The organism is Thalassospira sp. SN3W (assembly GCF_038070535.1).
In the GTDB taxonomy this organism is placed as follows: Bacteria; Pseudomonadota; Alphaproteobacteria; order Rhodospirillales; family Thalassospiraceae; genus Thalassospira; species Thalassospira xiamenensis.
Map to the genome: position 1 here is coordinate 2,945,619 of NZ_CP121124.1, position 18,121 is coordinate 2,963,739.

Genomic DNA, 18,121 nt, shown 5'->3' on the forward strand with positions numbered 1-18,121 from the left:
GACTTCTTGTATTTCGAAATATACCTATGGATGGGGCGCCTGTCCAGAGAAATTTTTCTTTGTGATTCGTCTTTTAAAATCAGTTGCTTGCGGGTTTTTGGGGAAGGTGTTAACCGGATATTCTCTCAACGAGAAGGCGTATTTTGCTGTGGATAGTGGCGTCGTTTTGTGTGGTTTTGCGAATCGTGACCAATGCCTATGTATAGGGTCGCTTGGTGTTGTCGTCGATTGCTAATGAAAAAGAGCGACAGCATTTGCCATCGCTCTTTGTTGGTTCCAGTTTTTAATCCGGTAGTAATTAACCTTGCAGCAGACGCAGCAGGTTCTGCGGCATCTGGTTTGCCTGGGCCAACATTGCGACACCGGACTGGACCAGAATCTGTTTTGATGTGAACGAAGTCATTTCCGATGCGACATCAAGGTCAAGCAGGGTAGAACGAGCCGATTCAGTATTTTCCTGCGTAGAAGCAAGGTTCTGACCAGCAAAGTCCAAGCGGTTCTGATAGGTGCCGATACCTGCCCGTGCGCGCTGCAGATCATCGATTGCTACGGTTACGACTTCAACAGCTGCCTGGGCGCGTGCGGCTGTGGTGATGTCCACAGTAGCAGCATTCAGGGCCGTACCTGTACCGGCGGCACCCGTACCGAGCGTCCCGGAATCAACAGCTGTCAGTGTAATTGCCAAGCGATCATTTGCGGTATTGCCCGCACCAACCTGGAAGTCGATGCTTGCAGGCAGTTGCTGGCCATTGTCGGCGGCGATATTGACCGTGCTGGCCGTCGTATCAATAACCGCACCGCCAATGGTAAAGGCGGTTGCTGTGCCGAAGTCATTCGCCCCGCCAGTGCCAGCGCCAACAACGTCAACGTTATCGGTGAAGTTATCGTTGATGTCGATGGTCAGGCCAAGCTGGTCGAAGTTCAGGGTGCCGGTATCACCCGGGCCCATGGCTTTGCTGCCACCGGTCAGGTAATCGGTCACATCAATCGACTGGGTCAGCGGCGCATCAGCACCGGCAGTCAAGTCGACATTTGCGGTAACGGTCATGATGATCTGGGTGCCGCCACCGCCAACAGTAACTTCGTTGATCGAAACCGAGAAGTTGTTGTCGGTTACGCCGTCCTGTTCACCGTCCGATGCCCACAGATTGTTATCGGTAATACCAAAGCCGCTGAAACCGGTTGCCGGGGTCAGTGCCGCACCAGAACCACCGGTATCAAGATCGGCATAATTAAGGGCAACATCGCCACCATCGCCAAGCAGCTGAATGCCGTTGAAGTTGGTCGAGGACGAAATACGATCAATCTCGTCACGGAGCTGGGTGAATTCGTCGTTGAGGAAGCCGCGTTCGGTATCGGACAGGTTGCCCGAGGAAGACTGAACAGCGAGCGTTTTCATGCGAACGAGAATGTCATCAATGGTTGCCATGCCGCCATCGGCGATCTGCAGCATCGAGTTGGCTTGGCCAACGTTGACGGTTGCTGTTTTGAGTGCCTGGGTGGTTGCATTCAGACGGGCACCGATAGCCATGGAAGCCGCATCGTCACGTGCGGAAACAACGCGCGTACCGGATGACAGTTTGGACAGCGAACGGGTCGCCATTTCATCAGAAGCTGACAAGTTACGATGCGCAACGTTGGCAGCATAGTTGGAAATAATATTAAGAGCCATTTTTCCCTCCTACATGGATCCAAAAGAATGGCTCCAAGCCATCCGATCCGTCGGCGTCATTGCCTTGTATTCTTGTCAGCAAAGATCGTGCCAGTTGAACTAGGCAAAAATTACAGGTCGTGTTGTACCGAGTATTTGTCGTTAGGCATGATGTGCTGCCATGCCACCTGCCGAACGGTGTCAATCAGGATTGGTGCGCGCAGATTGGTCGACATTGTTATGCCTTTGCCATCCGTCGCACTTCTCACTGTCACAACCATAATAATTGCAACATCTTTATGCTCTATCGCCAAGCTCTTCAGCGCGATCTCCAAGTCCTTGTCCGAATAGACACCGCTTTCCATATTATAGGGGGCTACGATAAAGGATAGATTGGCGTCTGTGAGGCTTTGGTAGAGTTTGAATTGATCCAGCGACGTGTTGGGAATGTTGGCGATGCCAAACACATGATGTTCGGGAAAACCAAGCAATCCGACGGGCATATAAATGCCCTTGTCCCAACTGAATTCGATATTGCCAAAGCGCGTTTCAACAATCACGGACTCAGGTATTTCTTTTTCGGCGACTTTTTCGGAATCCATAACCGATTTTACTCCGGCGTTTAGAAGTTTCGGCCACGCATGGCCGTGAAGTTAATAGCCCACGATAATCCGATTATGGATCATTAGCGCAAATAGTTGGCCAAGGACAATTCTGAAGCACGCGAGATTGCGATGAAGCTGGCGTTCAACGCCGTAGAGTATTGCGCTGATTCGGCCACCACTAACGGTACATCGACACCTTCAATGTCACTTATTGCCTGTGATGCAAACACTTTGTAATCTTGGTGCCGTGTTTCAACACGTTCAATATTTGCGATATTAAGGCCAATTTTTCCCTGAACATTTGGCAGATTATCGATAGCGTCGGTGATATGACCCAGTGCAACATTAATCGCATTCTGGTCGGTTGTGCCCGCCGCAATCCCCAAGCCCTGGATCAGGCTTTGGAATGCGGGGTCATCGGCAAGTACGCCATAAGAGACATTATAACCATCATCAACGCGCGACGAGAGGATCTGTTGGTCGCCAGCATAATAAGAAGTATCCGGGCGCGGGTTGGGGATTTTCGTCATGCCCAGCACGTCAAGCAGGTCGCCACCGGCAATTTCGGTGATTGTGATTGACCCGTTGCCCACATTTTCGATGTTCAGCCGCGGGCCTTCATGTTCGTCGAGGCCGCGTAACGTTGCAATTGCACCATCGGTTGTGTTGCCATTGATCGCTGCGCGCAAGTCGCCGATTGTCCATGTAGCCGGATCATAGTCAACAGTTGATGTGACGCTGTTACCGTCGATATCCGTACTGACAATCTGGAGTTCGCCATCCGTAACGCCGAGGGAGGCAAGAGTAAGGCCGTCTGTGATGGTGGTGCCGGACTTGCTCATGTAATTGTCTGGAGCGTACATCTTGTCGATATCGACAGCCGGTAATTCCGAGCGTCCGCCGGCGAATAAATATCGCCCATCAAGGTTGGTATTGAGAAGGCTTGCAATCTGCTCCATCGCCTGCTTGGCTTCGTTGTCAAGGTTGACGTCCGCAGCCTGATTGGCGTTAAGCGACTGGACAAGCAATGTCTTCATCTTGACTGCAATGTCCATCATTGTGTCAACGGCGCTCTCCATATTCTGAAGGCGAAGCTTGGTCTGCGTGGTGTTACGCAAATATTGCTCTGTACGGGTATATTCCGCTTCGAGGTTCAGAAGGCGCTGGGAGCTATCGGCAATTCCGGAATAATTGCGTGATTTTTGCCCGCTGGATTGCTGGGTATTAAGGTCAGCAACCTTGGCTGCGTTTCTCAGCGCCAAGTCGGACAGTAGCGTATGGTTTGTATATGTAGCTACGCGCGTTACCATTTTGCCCTCACAAATCCTTGTCGCAGTTTAAACTGCATTCAGCAGCGTATCAAACAATTCATCAACCGTGGATATGACCCGGGCAGATGCACTGTAGGCGCGTTGGAAAATAATCAGATCCGACATTTCTTCGTCCAGGTTGACGCCCGCTTCATTCTGGATGCGGTTGCCCAAATCTGTAACGAGGTTGGACTGAAACTCGTAGCTGCTGCTGGCAACCGATGCCTTGGTTGCGGCAGTTGCGATGATGCCAGCGGCAAAGTCGGTCAAAGAAGTTCGTTCTGCCGATAGCCCGCCCGCAGATTCAAAATCAATGTCGGTACGTTCAAAGGTTTGGCTCAGCGCAAGTGCAGCACTGTTGTCGCCCTCGTGCACGCCATGCTGAATGCCCAATCCCAGAATTTCTGTCAGACTGTCGCCTGCTCCTGCGCCACTGTCCTGGAAGAAGAATGGGTCGCCATCGGCATCGGTGACACGCAACTTGTATCCACCCAATGCACTGTCGAAAACGACCTGTGCATTAATGTTGTTGTCTGTCAGTGTGGCGCTGTTGTTGATGGCATTTGCGATGTCTTCGAGCGACGAGTTGCTGTCGTAATTGATATTCACACTCGTGAAATCGCCAGCAACCGTAAGTGTATAGTTGACGGGTGGGGGGACAAGAGGCCCCAACCCCGGAATAGCGGTTGCTGTATCGACAACCGCTGTAGATGTTTCATACGTGTCGGCATTCAATTGACCGCGGACAATACGCGCCGGATCATTTTTTATGCTGGAGGCGACGTCCATATTCCCGGCAAGGACAGGCATGTCCTCGGTCATGCCAATCGTCTTGGACATGTTGCCGGAGTCAGTGATTGTCATGTTGGATGTATAACTGATCACGAGACGATAGCGATCGCCATCCTCAACCAGATACGCGGTTTCGGCGGCGTCGGCGGCGGTCATGCCGGCACCCTGAAGGGCAGTCCGGATCGCGTCACGCACATCCGTGAGGCTGTCATTCGCGGTGTAGTTCACTGTAATGCCGGGTGTGGTCAGAACCCCGCTGCCAGCACTGATAACCATGGAGCTCGCCGTGACGCCAAGAGCCGCGGTTGCACTGTCTTGTGCCGAGGAGGTCATTGTATCGGAACGTTTTACCGTCGCCACGAAGTCGTTCAGGCCGAAATAGTGTGACATACCCTGGCTGCGACCATCGCTCGTGGTGATTGAGCTGGTCATTTCATTGATTGAAATGCGGCTGCCGTCCAGTCCTTCGATAACCATCCGGCCATCGACCAGAGATGCGGTAAGATAAGTACCTGCGGTGGAGCCGTTTATCGCGTCGATCATTCCCTGAACCGTAGCGGGAGCAGTCGGCAGACTGATATCGGCCCAGCTGTCTGTCGCGGTCAGGTTACCATCTGCGTCAAGTGCGGCAATACGGAAGGTTCCCGTTGCCGTCAGTGGATCGTTCGCAGCAACCATCCGGGTGCCCGACAAGTTGGCCGGAGGCGGGAAGGCGGTGCCTTTGTTGTGTTCTTCGTTAATGGCGTCCCGCAATTCACCGGCCAGTTCGTTTATCTGGTCGTTCAGGCGCGGCAATTCCGTGTCGCGCATTTCAAGCAAACCCTTGATTGTGCCATTCTGGATGACATCGGTTACATCCTCTCCGTTCAGCATGATACCGGACCCGCCAGTGCCAGGTTCGAAACCTGCGGTGGGGCTGAAGGAAATGGTGGCAGGGGTTCTATCGAGAAGTGTGCGATTGCCATTGGCCGTAAACAGAACCATGGATCCGTCACCACGGTTATACGTGGTCACGTTCATGATTTTGGACAACTGGTTAATTTTCAGGTCGCGCTGGTCCTCAAGTTCGGTGGTCGGCTGCCCAAGGTTCTTCTGGCGTACCACGTCCGTATTGAGTTCGGCGATTTCATTGAGCAAAGTATTCGCGCGGTCGACTTCGTCAGAGATATTTTTGTCAATATCGCCACGCATATGCTGGATCTGTTCGGACAGGTTCTCGAACGCATCCATAACCTGAATGGCGCTTTCGATAACTTCCACTTTTGGGGAATTCTGCTCGGGCGTATTGCCAAGTTGCTCGAAAGCGTCGGCAAGGTCACTGATGCGTTGGCTTATCGCACCGTTGGACTGAGGTGTTCCGAACAGAGTCTGAATGCGTTGAAAGAATTCAAAGCGTACTTCTTCCCGGCCAGCTTTGCCAAGCTCGCCGCGCATTTCACGCACAAGGCCTTCGTTGACGTTGCGATAAATGTCACCGATCTGCGAACCTGCGCCAACCCCGTCTAGCACCAAGGTTTCCTGTCCGGCTATCTTTTTCGAATAGCCGGGGGTATTCACGTTCGAGATGTTCGAGGACGCGATGGAAATCCGGGCTTGGGCAGTGTTGAGGCCAGAAATTGCGCTATTGAGTGCCTGAGTCAGTGACATGATCTTCGCCTTTACCCTTAGAGCGTTTCGTTAACGCTGTAAGACGTGCCGGGTTTGCTGGTCGGGCGGCCGTAACCGCCAATGGATGCCTTGCCGGTCTGGCCAGAACGGTTATAGGTTGTGCACTCTTCCTTGGCCTTGTCATTCACCGCGCGCACGATGGCATTGACCATGCGTTCATTCGTGGCCTTGGCGGCCTGAAGGGCGGTCATGTTACGGCGGGCGGCCTGCTGGAATTCAGCCTGAAGGTCACGAAGTTCGGCTTTGTCGTCTTCGGGAAGCTGGCGCAGTTCGGGACCGCGCGCGCGTAACTTGACGACCAGCTGTTCATACTGCATCGACAGGGCAGATTTTTCCGACACGAACTGCTCATACTCGGCAATTTCGAGCTTGCGCAGTCCCTGAGTCTCACGCTCCAGCAGGGAAATCAGGTCATAAGTGACGCTTTTGAGTTCGATAACCATCTGTTCGGTGGTCATGGTCATTATCCTTCCTGCACCTTGAGGATTTCGCGTGTAACGGCATCTGCAATTCCGATGCCACCTGCGCGCGTCATTTCTTTGGCATATTCATCAACAAGCAGGGACCGCATCATGGTTTCGCCATGACCGCCGCCAAAAGTTTCGTTGGTTTCGATACCTGCAAACATGTGGCTCAGCATCTGGCCTAGAAACATTGATTCAAATTCCTGGCCTGCTTTACGCGCCTGGGCCTCGGTTTTGATATGTCCGTCTGTCAACTGGCTTGCGCGGTTCGAGACATTGTTCTGACTGCCGTACTGGGCAGATGCCTGCGCCTGTGCCATCAATGCATTGGTGCTGTCGATCATCATCACATCACCTCGATTTCGGCTTGAAGTGCGCCGGACGTTTTGATCGCCTGAAGGATGGTGATCATGTCGCGCGGTCCGACGCCAAGGCTGTTCAGGCCATTAACCAGTTCCTGCAGGCTGACGCCGCTTTCAAGCACGCCAAGCTGGTTATCCTCGCCTTCATCCACTTCGATATTGGTTCGGTCGACGGTTTCGGTCGTGCCGGTTTGCGAGAAGGGAGAAGGCTGAGAAACTTGCGGAGTTTCCGTTACGCGGATGGTCAGGTTGCCCTGCGCGATAGCCACGCGGTTGATGCGAACATTTTCGCCCATCACGATCGTGCCGGTGTTTTCATCAATGACGACACGTGCGATCTGATCAGGTTCAACGCGAAGCTGTTCGATGTCCGTCAATAAAGCCACGACATTCTGATTGTAGCGTTCCGGAATGTTGATGCGAACGGTGCCGGGGTCGCTTGGGCGCGCGGCGATTTCTCCAAGATAGGCATTGACGGCTTCGGCAATGCGGCTGGCTGTGGTGAAGTCCGGGTTGCGCAAGACAACCGACATGTTCTGCATGGAATTGAGATTGAAATCGATTTCGCGTTCCACGATACCGCCATTGGCAATGCGCGCGGAAGTCGGAACACCCTTGACCACGGTTTGAGCATTGCCGCCAGCAGAGAACCCGCCGACTGCAAGGTTGCCCTGGGCAACGGCGTAAACTTCACCGTCAGCACCGACCATGGGTGTAACCAGAAGGGTCCCGCCCTGGAGGCTTTCGGCAGTGCCGATTGCGCTGATGGAGACATCAAGGCGCGACCCCTGACGCGAGAAAGGCGGTAGGGTGGCGGTGACCATCACGGCTGCGATATTGTCGGAATCAATGTCATCGATCTGGCTGCGCACGTTGATGCCGAGCCGTTCAAGCATGGCCACAAGGCTTTGGCGGGTAAAGTCGGCATCACCAAGATCGTCACCCGTGCCGTTCAAACCGACAACCAGGCCGTAACCGACCAGCATGTTGTCACGTACGCCTTCAAAGTCGGCGATATCCTTGATGCGCGACTGGGCGTTTGCCGGAGCAACCTGCGTCAGGGCGATCATGCCGAGCACTGCTGCCTTTAATGCATATTTGCCTAGACCTTTGATCATATTCTTTGTTCCGCTTCCGGGGATGGGGTTGCCACCCGATACAATTTGCAAACACTTCTGCGAAAACCGTGCCAAATGGCAGAAAGCCAAAGCTTTGGATCACTGATTGCGCAAGTTGCCGGAAAATCGGTGTGTTTTTGACGAGCAAACGAACTGCACGGCAATAGTGGAGTGCAGACCCGGCATTTTTTTCCCGTTGCGTCAGGCAACGCTTTGGGGGAGACTCGGCCTAACGGGATCACTGTCAAAGGGCTGTGCGGATTGAGCCGACAGGCTTTACACAGCTGATTGACGTAGTGATGGCTGCATGTTCGATCCCGGCAAGCTTACCACATAGCAGGCGGAAGTGAAAAATGAAGGTCAGCGGATCCAAAGCGACAGGCACGAATAGCACGACACGCAAGAAAACATCTGGCGGTGGTGGTGCGGGCGGTTTTGCTGATGCAATTCGTTCACTCGATTCCGCAGGCGGAGCAAGCGGGGCAGGTGGCGTGCATAGTGCGGGAACGGTCAGCGCGCTTGATGCATTGCTGGCGTTACAGCAAAGTGGTGATGCACTTGATTCCCCGAAAAAGCACGCCGTCCTGCGGGCCGAAAGCTTGCTTGAGCAGCTTGAAGGTGTGCGGGATGCTCTGTTGAGCGGGACTTTGCCTGCCAGCCGACTGCGCCAGCTTGTCGGGCTGTTGGATCAGCAGCGCGAAAATATCTCCGATCCAGCCCTTTCTTCTGTGCTGGACGAGATTGATCTGCGGGCACAGGTCGAGCTTGCAAAGCTTGAAGTTTCGGGTCTGGCCTGAAATTTAAGGTTTGGGCAATAGCTTTGGTCGCAAAACCCAAGGTTATGAAGGCTTTCAGGCTAATTCAGATTTATTTACTCAATCAGCTTGCACCCATTGCGCGCGCCCTCTATATTGCCGCGCGTTCGATGAGTCCTGTATAGAGGGCGTACATGACTATCACGCTACCACCAGACTATCGTCCCGCTGAGGACGAAGAGTTCATGAACCCGCGCCAGCGGGAATATTTCCGGCAGAAGCTTTTGGCCTGGCGGGCTGAACTGCTGCAAGAATCTTCGGAAACATTAGCGAGCCTGCAGGATGGCGGGGGACTTCAGGAACCGGATCTGACCGACCGTGCATCGGCCGAAACAGACCGGGCCTTGGAACTCCGCACTCGTGACAGGGCGCGTAAGCTGATTTCAAAAATTGATGCTGCTTTGCGTCGAATTGAAGACGGATCATATGGTTACTGCGAAGAAACCGACGAGCCGATCAGCCTTAAAAGACTTGAAGCTCGTCCGATTGCTACCCTGAGCATTGAAGCTCAGGAGCGCCACGAACGGATGGAGCGCACTCGCCGCGACGACTGATCGCGTCGGGAATAAACACGGGTCGCGCCTGCGTTGATCCGGTCAAATGGCAAAAGCCAAGGCTCTGTTGGGGAATACCGGTTAGGGATAACCAAAATCAAAGGTCCGGCTGTAATTTGCAGCTGGACCTTTTTTTGTTTTGGCCAGATTCAGGCGAAACAAAACCGGCCTGTGGCAGGCCGGTTTTGGTCAATCGTGATTGCCCACGGGAATCCAGGAAGGCGCAGGCGATCAGGATTAATCAGAACGGTAGAATTACATCCATGATTTCGCTGCCGTAACGCGGCTGCTGTACATCGGAAATCGTACCGCGACCACCATAAGAAATACGGGCTTCCGCGATTTTGTCATATTCGACTTCGTTGGACGAACTGATGTCCGCGGCACGTATGACGCCCGCGATCTGAACTTCACGGACTTCGCTGTTTACCCTGATTTCCTGACGACCATGAATGACATAATTTCCATTCGGAAGGACCTGAATGACGATGGCCGCCACACGCAGGTCAATCGCTTCATTACGGTCAAGCGTGCCACTGCCTCTGTTGGACGTCGCGCTGTCCATATCGAACATCGATGACGGGTTGATCGTTTCCGGCAGTACTTTGGTGAGTTCGGACTCGAGGCCAAAAAGGTTTGGCACCGCCAGATCCTCGCTATTGGTGCGGGAACGTGCGGTGGTGTTGGCCAGTGCCGCACTGTCCTGCATATCGACAACAACCGTCAGAATGTCACCAACCTGATTGGCGCGCTGGTCCTTGAAGAACGAACGTGCACCGGAACGCCATAGCGAGTTCGGATTGCTTTCTGCGACCTGCGGTGCAGGCATTGGCAAGCTTACCGGTCGATAGGTTTCTGACTGCGTGGGATTGTCGATTGCCGAGAGCCTCGGTGCCTCGCCGACTTCGGAAAGGCGTTTCATCGCGTTGCAGCCTGAAAGCAGTGCCGTAGCACCGATCAGGCCGGTTACAATTGCCAAGCGGCGCATTGAAATCTGCATGTGATTAACGGGCATTTATTCCTCCTGGAATTCCTGCCTGTATCTACGCAATCCTCATGCCAGATTGCGGCTCCTGAGCGGGCAAAGCTTGCCGGGTCAGCAAGCCTTTGTCTTTCATCGTGAATTGCGCGAAATCGCAGTGTTATTGCGACATTGCGGGCAAAGCGCGAACTTCGTTCTCGGCAACAACTTCCACTTGGATGGTTTTGTTGCTGGTCATGTTCATGACGCGAATGATCGCGCCTTTTGCGCCGTCTTCAAGCGCTTTGCCGCGCGCGGTTAGCGACATGTTGGCGGTGAACAATCGGATCGTAACCAGTGCGCCGCGCCGAACAAGGATCGGATTGGAAAAGTCGCGGAACATCAGGGGTTCATCTGATTTGATCGGGCGCAAAGCTTCTTTGCCGATAACATCGTTGATGTCGCGAATGGCACCCGCTGGAAGGCGTTCCGAGCGGACATTTCGGTATTCAACCTGATCCGGGCGCACGATCTCGCCACGCCGGACGGGCTCGATCACGACGGGAACCTGTGCCAGGGGGAAATATCTGCCGCTCATGCGGTAAGTGCGGCGCTGGGCTGTTTGCGTGCCGGTGGTGACACTGGCAATGAATCGGTTTGTCCGTTGGTTGACGTCAAGACCTGTGATCTCGACTTCGGCCGGTACATCGACAGGCAGATGGATTTGAAATGTCTCGCCGGAAAGGTCGACAGTGAAGGGCGGCTTTATTCCATGGTCGACAAGCGCATCTTTGATCGCTTCGGAAATTTCGTCGATGGAAATTGTCTGGCTTGCGCGGGTGATGACGATCTGGTCCGCCGTCGTTCGGGGGCGCCATGCAATTTTGTTTCGCTGCGCGATGCCATAAAGCCAGCGGTAATCAAGAACGGTTTGCCGTCCGGGCTGCGGGGAATGGGAAACCGGAATATCAGCCTGTTCAACGTCGATGCCGCTGAAAATGTCTCCCAATGTCACATATTGCCCTTCGACAACCGCATCAGGGCGCAGCAGGATATTGGTATCCAGTTCTTGGGAACTGGACGACGATTGCGCGTGCGACGGTTCCGGGTTGCTCAGCAGTACCGAAAGCAAAAGGGCAAGGACAAGGAATATTTTCTGCATTTTCATCCGCCAACCATAGCACGGAACTGTATAAATCGCGTAAACGCAGTTAACGCGGGAAACCACTTTTTCCAAGGCTGCCCGCGCATTCATTTTCCAGCAAATTTTATCAGTTCGGAACCGTATCGAATTAACGCAGATTGCTGACGGAGCTCATCATTTCATCCGTGGTCGAGATCGATTTGGAATTCATCTCGTATGCGCGCTGTGCCTTGATCAGGTTGGTGATTTCCTGCACCACGTTGACGTTTGAGGATTCCAGATAACCTTGCTGCACCGTGCCAAAGCCAACGGCCCCCGGGACGCCGGTCGTGGCATCGCCTGATGCCTCGGTTTCAAGGAACAGGTTATCGCCAAGCGCATCAAGCCCGGCCGGGTTGATGAAGGTTGCAAGCTGGATCTGCCCCAGGTTCTGCAGCGCAACCTGACCATCGATTTCCGCAAACACCTCGCCTGAGGTGTTGATCGTGACCGATGTCGCGTTGTTTGGTACGGTGATGCCCGGCTGAACGGCAAAGCCATCCTTGGTCACAATCTGCCCGTTGGCATCAAGTTTCAGGGTGCCGTCGCGGGTGTAGGCCGTTTCGCCGCTGGGCAAATCAATCTGAAGGTAGCCGCGTCCCTGGATGGCGACATCAAGCTCGTTTTCGGTCAGAGATAGGGTACCTTGCCCCATATAGCGCCCGATGGCGGCGGTTTTTACACCAAGGCCGACCTGCACGCCGACAGGAACAATTGTCCCAGTATCGGATGACGGGGACCCTGCGCGACGCAGATCCTGATATAGCAGGTCCTGGAATTCGGCGCGCTGGCGTTTATAGCCGGTGGTGGTCATGTTGGCGATGTTGTGCGAGGTCACATCCACATTGGTGGATTGTGCCTGCATACCAAGGGCTCCAATATCAAGTGACCGCATCTTCTGTCTCCTGGGTCTGCGCCACGGGCGCATATGAATTCTTTAGGGCGGGCGCCCGTTTAATCAGGCTAATCAGGCGCGAACATCGCCCAGTTTGTTAATCATGTTACGTTGACGCTCGTTCTCGCTTTCCAGCGACCGCGTCACGGACTGATAGGTGCGCAACACATCAATCATCTGTGTCATTGAACTGATCGGGTTGACGTTAGATTTTTCAAGGGCACCCTGAACAACGCCGGGATTCTCAACCGGCTGGGCGCCATCGGGATCGTTCGGGTTTTCTTTCACGACGCTGTAAAGCGAGCTTCCAGTCGTGTTCATTGCCTGGACATTGTCAAACGTGACAACCTTGAGTTTCCCGATCTGACCGATATCGGTTGTCACCGCGCCATCACCCTTGATTTCGATCTGGCCGTCGGCTTCGTTAAAGAAGATAGGCTGGTCGGCATCACTTAGAACGGGATAACCTTCGTTTGTGATCAGTTGTCCGCCGGGATCTAGGCTGAAGTTACCATTTCGGGTATATTGGGTGCCGCTTGGGGTTTCGACGGCAAAAAACATGTCCGGTTGGCTCAGAGCCACATCAAGCGGACGCTCGGTATGTTCAATGTTGCCTACGCGTGTGTCGCGAAACTGAGCGATGTCCTGAACAAGCGATATTTCACGCTCGCCGCGGAAAGGCGCATCCTTGTTCTTCGCAACCCAATCGGTGAACATCATCTTTTCTTCCTTGTACCCGGTCGTGTTCATGTTCGCCAGGTTCTGGGAGATATTGTTCATCATGCTGCGGAGCGTCTTTTGACGCGACAAAGCGATGTAGGTAACGTTTTCCATAATTTTGCTTTCCCAAATCGGGTCGGTGTTCTGAACAGGCTAGTAGCGAAAGTTATGCCAGTTGACTTAAGTTTATGAAATTAAAAGATAAAATTTTGATCGGCATTTGTTGCCGCGCATCTTCTGAGCCTGCTTTGGCAGAACCTACCGTGCATTATTGCCGGGTCATCTATGCCGCAGGTGATAATCGGTAGTTCCTGAACTAATGTACTTTACAGAGTCGCTTGCATGGAAAGAGGCGGGAAACGGAATTTTAACGTCGAGGTATTATGTCTCATCATTCCGGCATAGTGTTTGCTGGATAGACAGGGTAACGGTTTTGAACGCAGGGTAACGCAGACCGATGGGTGATGATGTCGACGAAATAGAAATGGATGGTGGCGGGGGACGCAGCAAGAAATTGCTGGTCGTGGTTATCCTGCTGGTACTCCTGCTATTGGGTGGTGCTGCTGCGGCCTATTTCACGGGGCTTCTTCAGCCTGTGATTGACATGGTGACCGGCGGCGGAGGGGATCACACCGAAGAAGTGATTTCCGAAAGCGCCATCGAAGAGGCGCCGGGGGTTCCGCAAAATGTCGGGTTTGTCGATTTGCCGGAGATTCTGGTGAACCTGAACGCCGGAGGCGGTAAGCAAAGCTATCTTAAAATACGCGTCAGTCTGGAAGTTGCAGACCAGAGCATGTTGCCCCAGATCGAGCAAATGATGCCGCGTATTGTTGATAACTTTCAGGTTTACCTGCGTGAACTGCGACCGGAAGATCTGGCTGGCTCCGAGGGGATGTTCCGCCTTCGTGAAGAATTGCTGATCCGTGTCAGTGCTGCAGCAAAGCCTGCAAAAATCAACGACGTTCTGTTCAAGGAAATGCTGGTACAATAAGGTGCTGGCGGCAATGCCAGAGACACCATACAAGAAAGTATATGGGCAAGAAAATAACGGGCCAGAAGGGCTAGGGACAAATCGCCGATGGCAGATGAAGATGATGATGACGCACTTGCCGCTGAATGGGAAGCCATGGCAGGCGGTGACGAGGATGGAGACGACGGTGGCGAGGATATGGCCGCCGAATGGGAATCCATGCTTGGCGATGAAGATGGCGGTGGCGAAGATGAGGATGTTGGCCCCGGATCTGCGCGTGTTCTGAACCAGGATGAAATTGACAGTCTGCTTGGTTTTGATGATGGATCGGGTGCGGGTGACCAATCCGGCATTCAGGCGATCATCAACTCGTCGATGGTGGCGTATGAACGTCTGCCGATGCTCGAAGTTGTTTTCGACCGGCTGGTACGCATGATGTCCACCTCGTTGCGTAACTTCACATCCGACAACGTTGAAGTATCGCTTGATAACATCCTTTCGCTGCGTTTCGGGGATTATCTGAACTCGATCCCCTTGCCCGCCATGCTGGGTGTTTTCAAGGCCGAGGAATGGGACAACTATGGGCTGTTGACGGTTGATTCTGCGCTGATTTATTCCATTGTGGATGTGCTGCTGGGCGGGCGTCGCGGTACGGCGGCAATGCGTATTGAAGGTCGTCCCTACACCACGATTGAACGCAATCTTGTCGAACGCATGATCCATGTGGTTCTCGGGGATTTGTCGGCGGCATTTGATCCATTAAGCCCGGTGACCTTCCGGTTCGAGCGCCTTGAAACCAACCCGCGTTTTGCGACCATTGCCCGTCATGCCAATGCTGCCATCGTTGCAAAGCTGCGCATTGACATGGAAGATCGCGGTGGTCGTCTGGAACTGCTGATCCCATATGCAACACTGGAGCCGGTTCGTGAACTACTGCTTCAGATGTTCATGGGGGAAAAGTTCGGTCGGGACTCGATCTGGGAAAACCACCTGGCGAACGAGTTGTGGCAAACCCATGTGAACCTTCTTGCGGTACTCGACGAGCAGATCATGTCGCTTGGCGATGTGATTAATCTGGAAGTTGGCAACCGTTTGGTTCTTAATACCAGTCCGACCTCGCCTGTCGAGGTTCGGTGCGGCGATGTGCCCCTGTTCAAGGGGATGATGGGGCGCAAGGGGGACAGGATCGCGATTCAGGTTCGTGACCGGGCGCGGCATAACGAGGACGACAGTTGATGGACTATGCCATCTATCTTGATCTGGTAATGATTGTGTTGCTAATTGCGACGATCATCTACGCCATGATCCTGAGCCGTCGTTTGGCGGCATTTCGCCGCAATCGCGAAGAAATGCAGAACTTTCTGACGGCTTTCAATGCGGCAAACGAACGAGCCGAAGTTTCAATCCGCGCGCTTAAGGAAATGGCCGAGCAATCCGGTGAAAAATTGCGTGAAGATATCGAAAAGGCCAGTGGGCTGCACGAAGATCTGTCCTTTATGGTAGATCGGGGTGAAAGCATTGCCAACCGACTGGAAAAGGCAGCAAGTGATGTCAATGCCACCCGCCGCGGTGTCGGCGGGGCAAAGTTTGCCGAGGCCGGAAATGTTACCGGTAACGAGCGAAACAACGTTGTTGATGACAGGCAGGGTGTTGAAACCCGAGCAGAGGAACTGGCTGCCCGGTTGATGCGTGATGTTGAACGCGGCGCAATGCCTGGCGCATCGACGTCTTCTTCGACCGAACCGTCTGGTGGCGGATATGGTTCGGGCATGCGATCTGGTGGATCGCCTGTACACGAACCTGCTTCTGATCCTTATGAACAAGATGAGGATGCCGGGCGCTCCGAAGCCGAACGTGAACTTCTCGCCGCTTTGCGGTCTGTCCGTTAGAGGCGTTGCTGATAGGATCAATCAGATAAAATCGCCATGATTGCTAAAAAACAGTTAGGGCGTCTTTTTTCGACAAATTTGGTACCTACCTGTTAGTATATGATTTGAAATTCAATATGGGCGTGCAAGCGTCCCATTTGCCGGGTGAATGAATGTCTGCTGTGCGTATCCTACCGTTGGTGGTCGTGGTTGGTTTTGTCGTTTTAACGGTCAAGATCGTCGGACTGTTTTCGGATGAGCCCAAAGGCGATGAAGCGGCTGATGCATCGGGTATCAGTGTGGTTCAGGTTGCGCGTGCCCAGGCTCCTGATCCGGCGGCGGCTCCGGATCAACCTGCGGAAACAGGTGCGCCCGGGCTTGATGACCCGATGGGGATGATGGAAGGTGACGGCACTGGCGGTATTGATGGTGCGGGTGATGCGCCGCCGATGCTGGGCGGTGATCCAACCCTTTTCACACAGGAAGAAATCGATCTTTTGCAGAATCTTTCAGTGCGGCGCTCGGAACTTGATCGAAAAGAACAGCGCCTTGATGAGCGCGAGAGCCTTCTTGCTGCTGCCGAAGCCCGAATTGACGCCAAGATCGAGGAAATGAAATCGCTTAAAACTGCGATCGAGGATTTGGTGGCAACCAAGGAAGAGCAGGAAAGTGATCGGATCAAGAAGCTGATCAGTGTCTATGAGAAAATGAAACCGAAGGATGCCGCGCGCATCTGGAACGATCTTGATATGGAAATCCTGTTGCAGGTTGCACTTGGTATGCGCGAGGCAAATACTGCTGCTGTTTTGGCGGAGATGTCGCCAGACCGCGCACGTGCTCTGACAACAGAGTTGGCTTATAAACAGGATATAAACATGTTGCCGCTTCAATAATCTCAAATGGTGCTGATCCGGGGCGCTGACCGTTATCTGGAAGGGCATCAACCAGACGATTATTACAGTGTGTTCAACATGATGGGTGTTATTAGGGAATTGTGAAAAGCCTTGATTAACCATTGTTAAATAGGTACATCACGATTATAGGGGCCTTACCCTTATGCACAGGGAATACAGGGGTAAGGGTGAGAGATTTGATAGCATGATGGAGTGGTGAATGGCCGTCGATCCGAATATGCCGATCCTGATTGTGGATGACTACAAAACCATGTTGCGTATCATCCGCAATCTCCTGCGGCAGTTGAACTTTACGAACATCGAAGAAGCGACGGATGGCAGCATGGCTTTGCGCAAACTGCGCGAAAAGTCGTTCAGCCTTGTGATTTCTGACTGGAATATGGAGCCGATGACCGGTCTTCAGCTTCTGAAAGAAGTTCGCGCTGATACAAAGCTGAAGGATCTGCCCTTCATCATGATCACCGCAGAGGCGAAAACCGAAAACGTTGTCATGGCAAAAAAAGCCGGCGTTTCGAATTATATCGTCAAGCCGTTCAACGCAGAGACGTTGAAGGGCAAACTCACCACCGTGATCGGTGAGTTTTGATTAGGGGCGCGGGGCTTTAGTCCCGCGATACCGTAGATGTCCAAAACGTCCAAAGACGAATTGCGGCAGCTGTTGCTGGACCTTAAAGCGCGCCTTGATGGCGATGAGCTTAAGGTCGAGCAACTGTCTGACCTGATGGATCAGCTTTCCCGCTTTGTTTCGGAAGGTGACAAGCCATCAGACGACCAGAAACGCCTGTTTGGTGAACTGGATGAACTTTCGGGCATCATTCGCAAGATGAAATCCGAAATAGCATCTTTGCGGCCGGACGATATCAAGGCGGAATATATTCCCAACGCAACGGACGAGCTCGACGCGATTGTCGATGCAACCGCCGGTGCGACGCATGAAATCCTTGATGCGATGGATACGCTTGAGGAATTTGCTGCAAGTCTTCCCCCTGAGCAGGCTGAAATCGTAACCAGCGCGACCATGCGCGTTTATGAAGCCTGCAACTTCCAGGATATCACCGGTCAACGTACGACCAAGGTGATCAAGGCCCTGAAATCAATCGAAGAAAGGGTCGAGGGTTTGGTCAAGGCATTTGGTGATGAAATTGCCAAATATGCTGCGTCCAATCCGCGGAAGAAAAAGGAACCTGAAGGTGAAGAAGCCTTGCTGAACGGGCCGCAGCTCGACGGCAAGGGGGTTTCGCAGGCTGACATCGACGCGATGTTTAGCTAAA

The 18,121-nt window shown here is 53.3% G+C and carries 19 protein-coding genes; 8 read left to right on the forward strand and 11 right to left on the reverse strand.

The genetic code is table 11. The features are described from left to right. Positions 1-298: 298 nt before the first annotated feature. The 7 genes from P8T57_RS13245 to P8T57_RS13275 form a co-directional block, all read right to left on the reverse strand. On the reverse strand, positions 299-1,672 hold the full coding sequence (locus P8T57_RS13245) for a flagellin (RefSeq protein WP_071241086.1): 1,374 nt from the start codon (positions 1,670-1,672) through the stop codon (positions 299-301). Between the two features lie 110 nt (positions 1,673-1,782). Continuing rightward, a complete protein-coding gene (gene fliW, locus P8T57_RS13250) occupies positions 1,783-2,253 on the reverse strand; it encodes a flagellar assembly protein FliW (RefSeq protein WP_071241085.1) in 471 nt (156 codons plus the stop codon). An 83-nt stretch (positions 2,254-2,336) separates the two neighbouring features. Next, complete coding sequence (locus P8T57_RS13255; RefSeq protein WP_063092727.1) at positions 2,337-3,566, reverse strand: flagellin; 1,230 nt, start codon at positions 3,564-3,566, stop codon at positions 2,337-2,339. A gap of 27 nt (positions 3,567-3,593) precedes the next feature. After that, positions 3,594-6,005: a flagellar hook-associated protein FlgK gene (flgK, locus tag P8T57_RS13260; RefSeq protein ID WP_341363361.1), complete on the reverse strand. Its 2,412-nt coding sequence runs from the start codon at positions 6,003-6,005 to the stop codon at positions 3,594-3,596. A 17-nt stretch (positions 6,006-6,022) separates the two neighbouring features. Continuing rightward, positions 6,023-6,484, reverse strand: a complete 462-nt coding sequence (locus P8T57_RS13265) for a flagellar protein FlgN (RefSeq protein ID WP_139190000.1) — start codon at positions 6,482-6,484, stop codon at positions 6,023-6,025. Between the two features lie 5 nt (positions 6,485-6,489). Continuing rightward, positions 6,490-6,837: a rod-binding protein gene (locus P8T57_RS13270; protein WP_063092730.1), complete on the reverse strand. Its 348-nt coding sequence runs from the start codon at positions 6,835-6,837 to the stop codon at positions 6,490-6,492. After that, a complete protein-coding gene (locus tag P8T57_RS13275) occupies positions 6,837-7,970 on the reverse strand; it encodes a flagellar basal body P-ring protein FlgI (RefSeq protein WP_071241082.1) in 1,134 nt (377 codons plus the stop codon). Before P8T57_RS13275 ends, P8T57_RS13270 begins: the two co-directional genes overlap by 1 nt. 353 nt (positions 7,971-8,323) lie before the next feature. Here P8T57_RS13275 and P8T57_RS13280 point away from each other — a divergent pair, with 353 nt between their 5' ends. Together P8T57_RS13280 and dksA are read left to right on the forward strand one after the other, a co-directional pair. Next, entirely contained in the window at positions 8,324-8,767 is a 444-nt protein-coding gene (locus tag P8T57_RS13280; RefSeq protein ID WP_007092331.1) for a flagellar assembly protein FliX, read from the forward strand. A 152-nt stretch (positions 8,768-8,919) separates the two neighbouring features. Beyond that, positions 8,920-9,339: an RNA polymerase-binding protein DksA gene (gene dksA / locus P8T57_RS13285; protein ID WP_007092332.1), complete on the forward strand. Its 420-nt coding sequence runs from the start codon at positions 8,920-8,922 to the stop codon at positions 9,337-9,339. 241 nt (positions 9,340-9,580) lie between these two features. On the opposite strand, the gene flgH is transcribed toward dksA, so the two are convergent. The 4 genes from flgH to flgF all read right to left on the reverse strand — a co-directional run bounded on the left by flgH (position 9,581) and on the right by flgF (position 13,212). Further along, entirely contained in the window at positions 9,581-10,354 is a 774-nt protein-coding gene (gene flgH, locus P8T57_RS13290) for a flagellar basal body L-ring protein FlgH (protein ID WP_223304999.1), read from the reverse strand. Positions 10,355-10,481: 127 nt separating this feature from the next. Beyond that, the gene (gene flgA, locus P8T57_RS13295; RefSeq protein ID WP_341363362.1) at positions 10,482-11,462 is read right to left on the reverse strand and encodes a flagellar basal body P-ring formation chaperone FlgA; all 981 of its coding nucleotides are present in this window, start codon (positions 11,460-11,462) and stop codon (positions 10,482-10,484) included. A gap of 130 nt (positions 11,463-11,592) precedes the next feature. Next, a complete protein-coding gene (gene flgG, locus P8T57_RS13300; protein ID WP_063092732.1) occupies positions 11,593-12,378 on the reverse strand; it encodes a flagellar basal-body rod protein FlgG in 786 nt (261 codons plus the stop codon). Between the two features lie 72 nt (positions 12,379-12,450). Further along, positions 12,451-13,212: a flagellar basal-body rod protein FlgF gene (gene flgF, locus P8T57_RS13305; protein WP_063092733.1), complete on the reverse strand. Its 762-nt coding sequence runs from the start codon at positions 13,210-13,212 to the stop codon at positions 12,451-12,453. Positions 13,213-13,555: 343 nt separating this feature from the next. Between flgF and P8T57_RS13310 the strand changes: the two genes are divergently transcribed. From P8T57_RS13310 to P8T57_RS13335, 6 genes are all read left to right on the forward strand, one after another. Next, positions 13,556-14,089, forward strand: coding sequence for a flagellar basal body-associated FliL family protein (locus tag P8T57_RS13310; protein ID WP_007092337.1), 534 nt, complete (start codon positions 13,556-13,558; stop codon positions 14,087-14,089). Between the two features lie 87 nt (positions 14,090-14,176). Further along, positions 14,177-15,304: a flagellar motor switch protein FliM gene (gene fliM, locus P8T57_RS13315; RefSeq protein ID WP_007092338.1), complete on the forward strand. Its 1,128-nt coding sequence runs from the start codon at positions 14,177-14,179 to the stop codon at positions 15,302-15,304. Further along, positions 15,304-15,957 carry a DUF6468 domain-containing protein gene (locus tag P8T57_RS13320; protein WP_037990305.1) on the forward strand — a complete coding sequence of 218 codons (654 nt, stop codon included), beginning with the start codon at positions 15,304-15,306 and terminating at the stop codon, positions 15,955-15,957. Before fliM ends, P8T57_RS13320 begins: the two co-directional genes overlap by 1 nt. 152 nt (positions 15,958-16,109) lie before the next feature. After that, a complete protein-coding gene (locus tag P8T57_RS13325) occupies positions 16,110-16,829 on the forward strand; it encodes a hypothetical protein (protein ID WP_037990307.1) in 720 nt (239 codons plus the stop codon). A gap of 220 nt (positions 16,830-17,049) precedes the next feature. Further along, positions 17,050-17,436 (forward strand): response regulator, encoded by a 387-nt coding sequence (locus P8T57_RS13330; RefSeq protein WP_007092341.1) that lies wholly within the window; start codon positions 17,050-17,052, stop codon positions 17,434-17,436. 36 nt (positions 17,437-17,472) lie between these two features. Beyond that, entirely contained in the window at positions 17,473-18,120 is a 648-nt protein-coding gene (locus P8T57_RS13335; RefSeq protein WP_007092342.1) for a protein phosphatase CheZ, read from the forward strand. Position 18,121 lies beyond the last annotated feature (1 nt).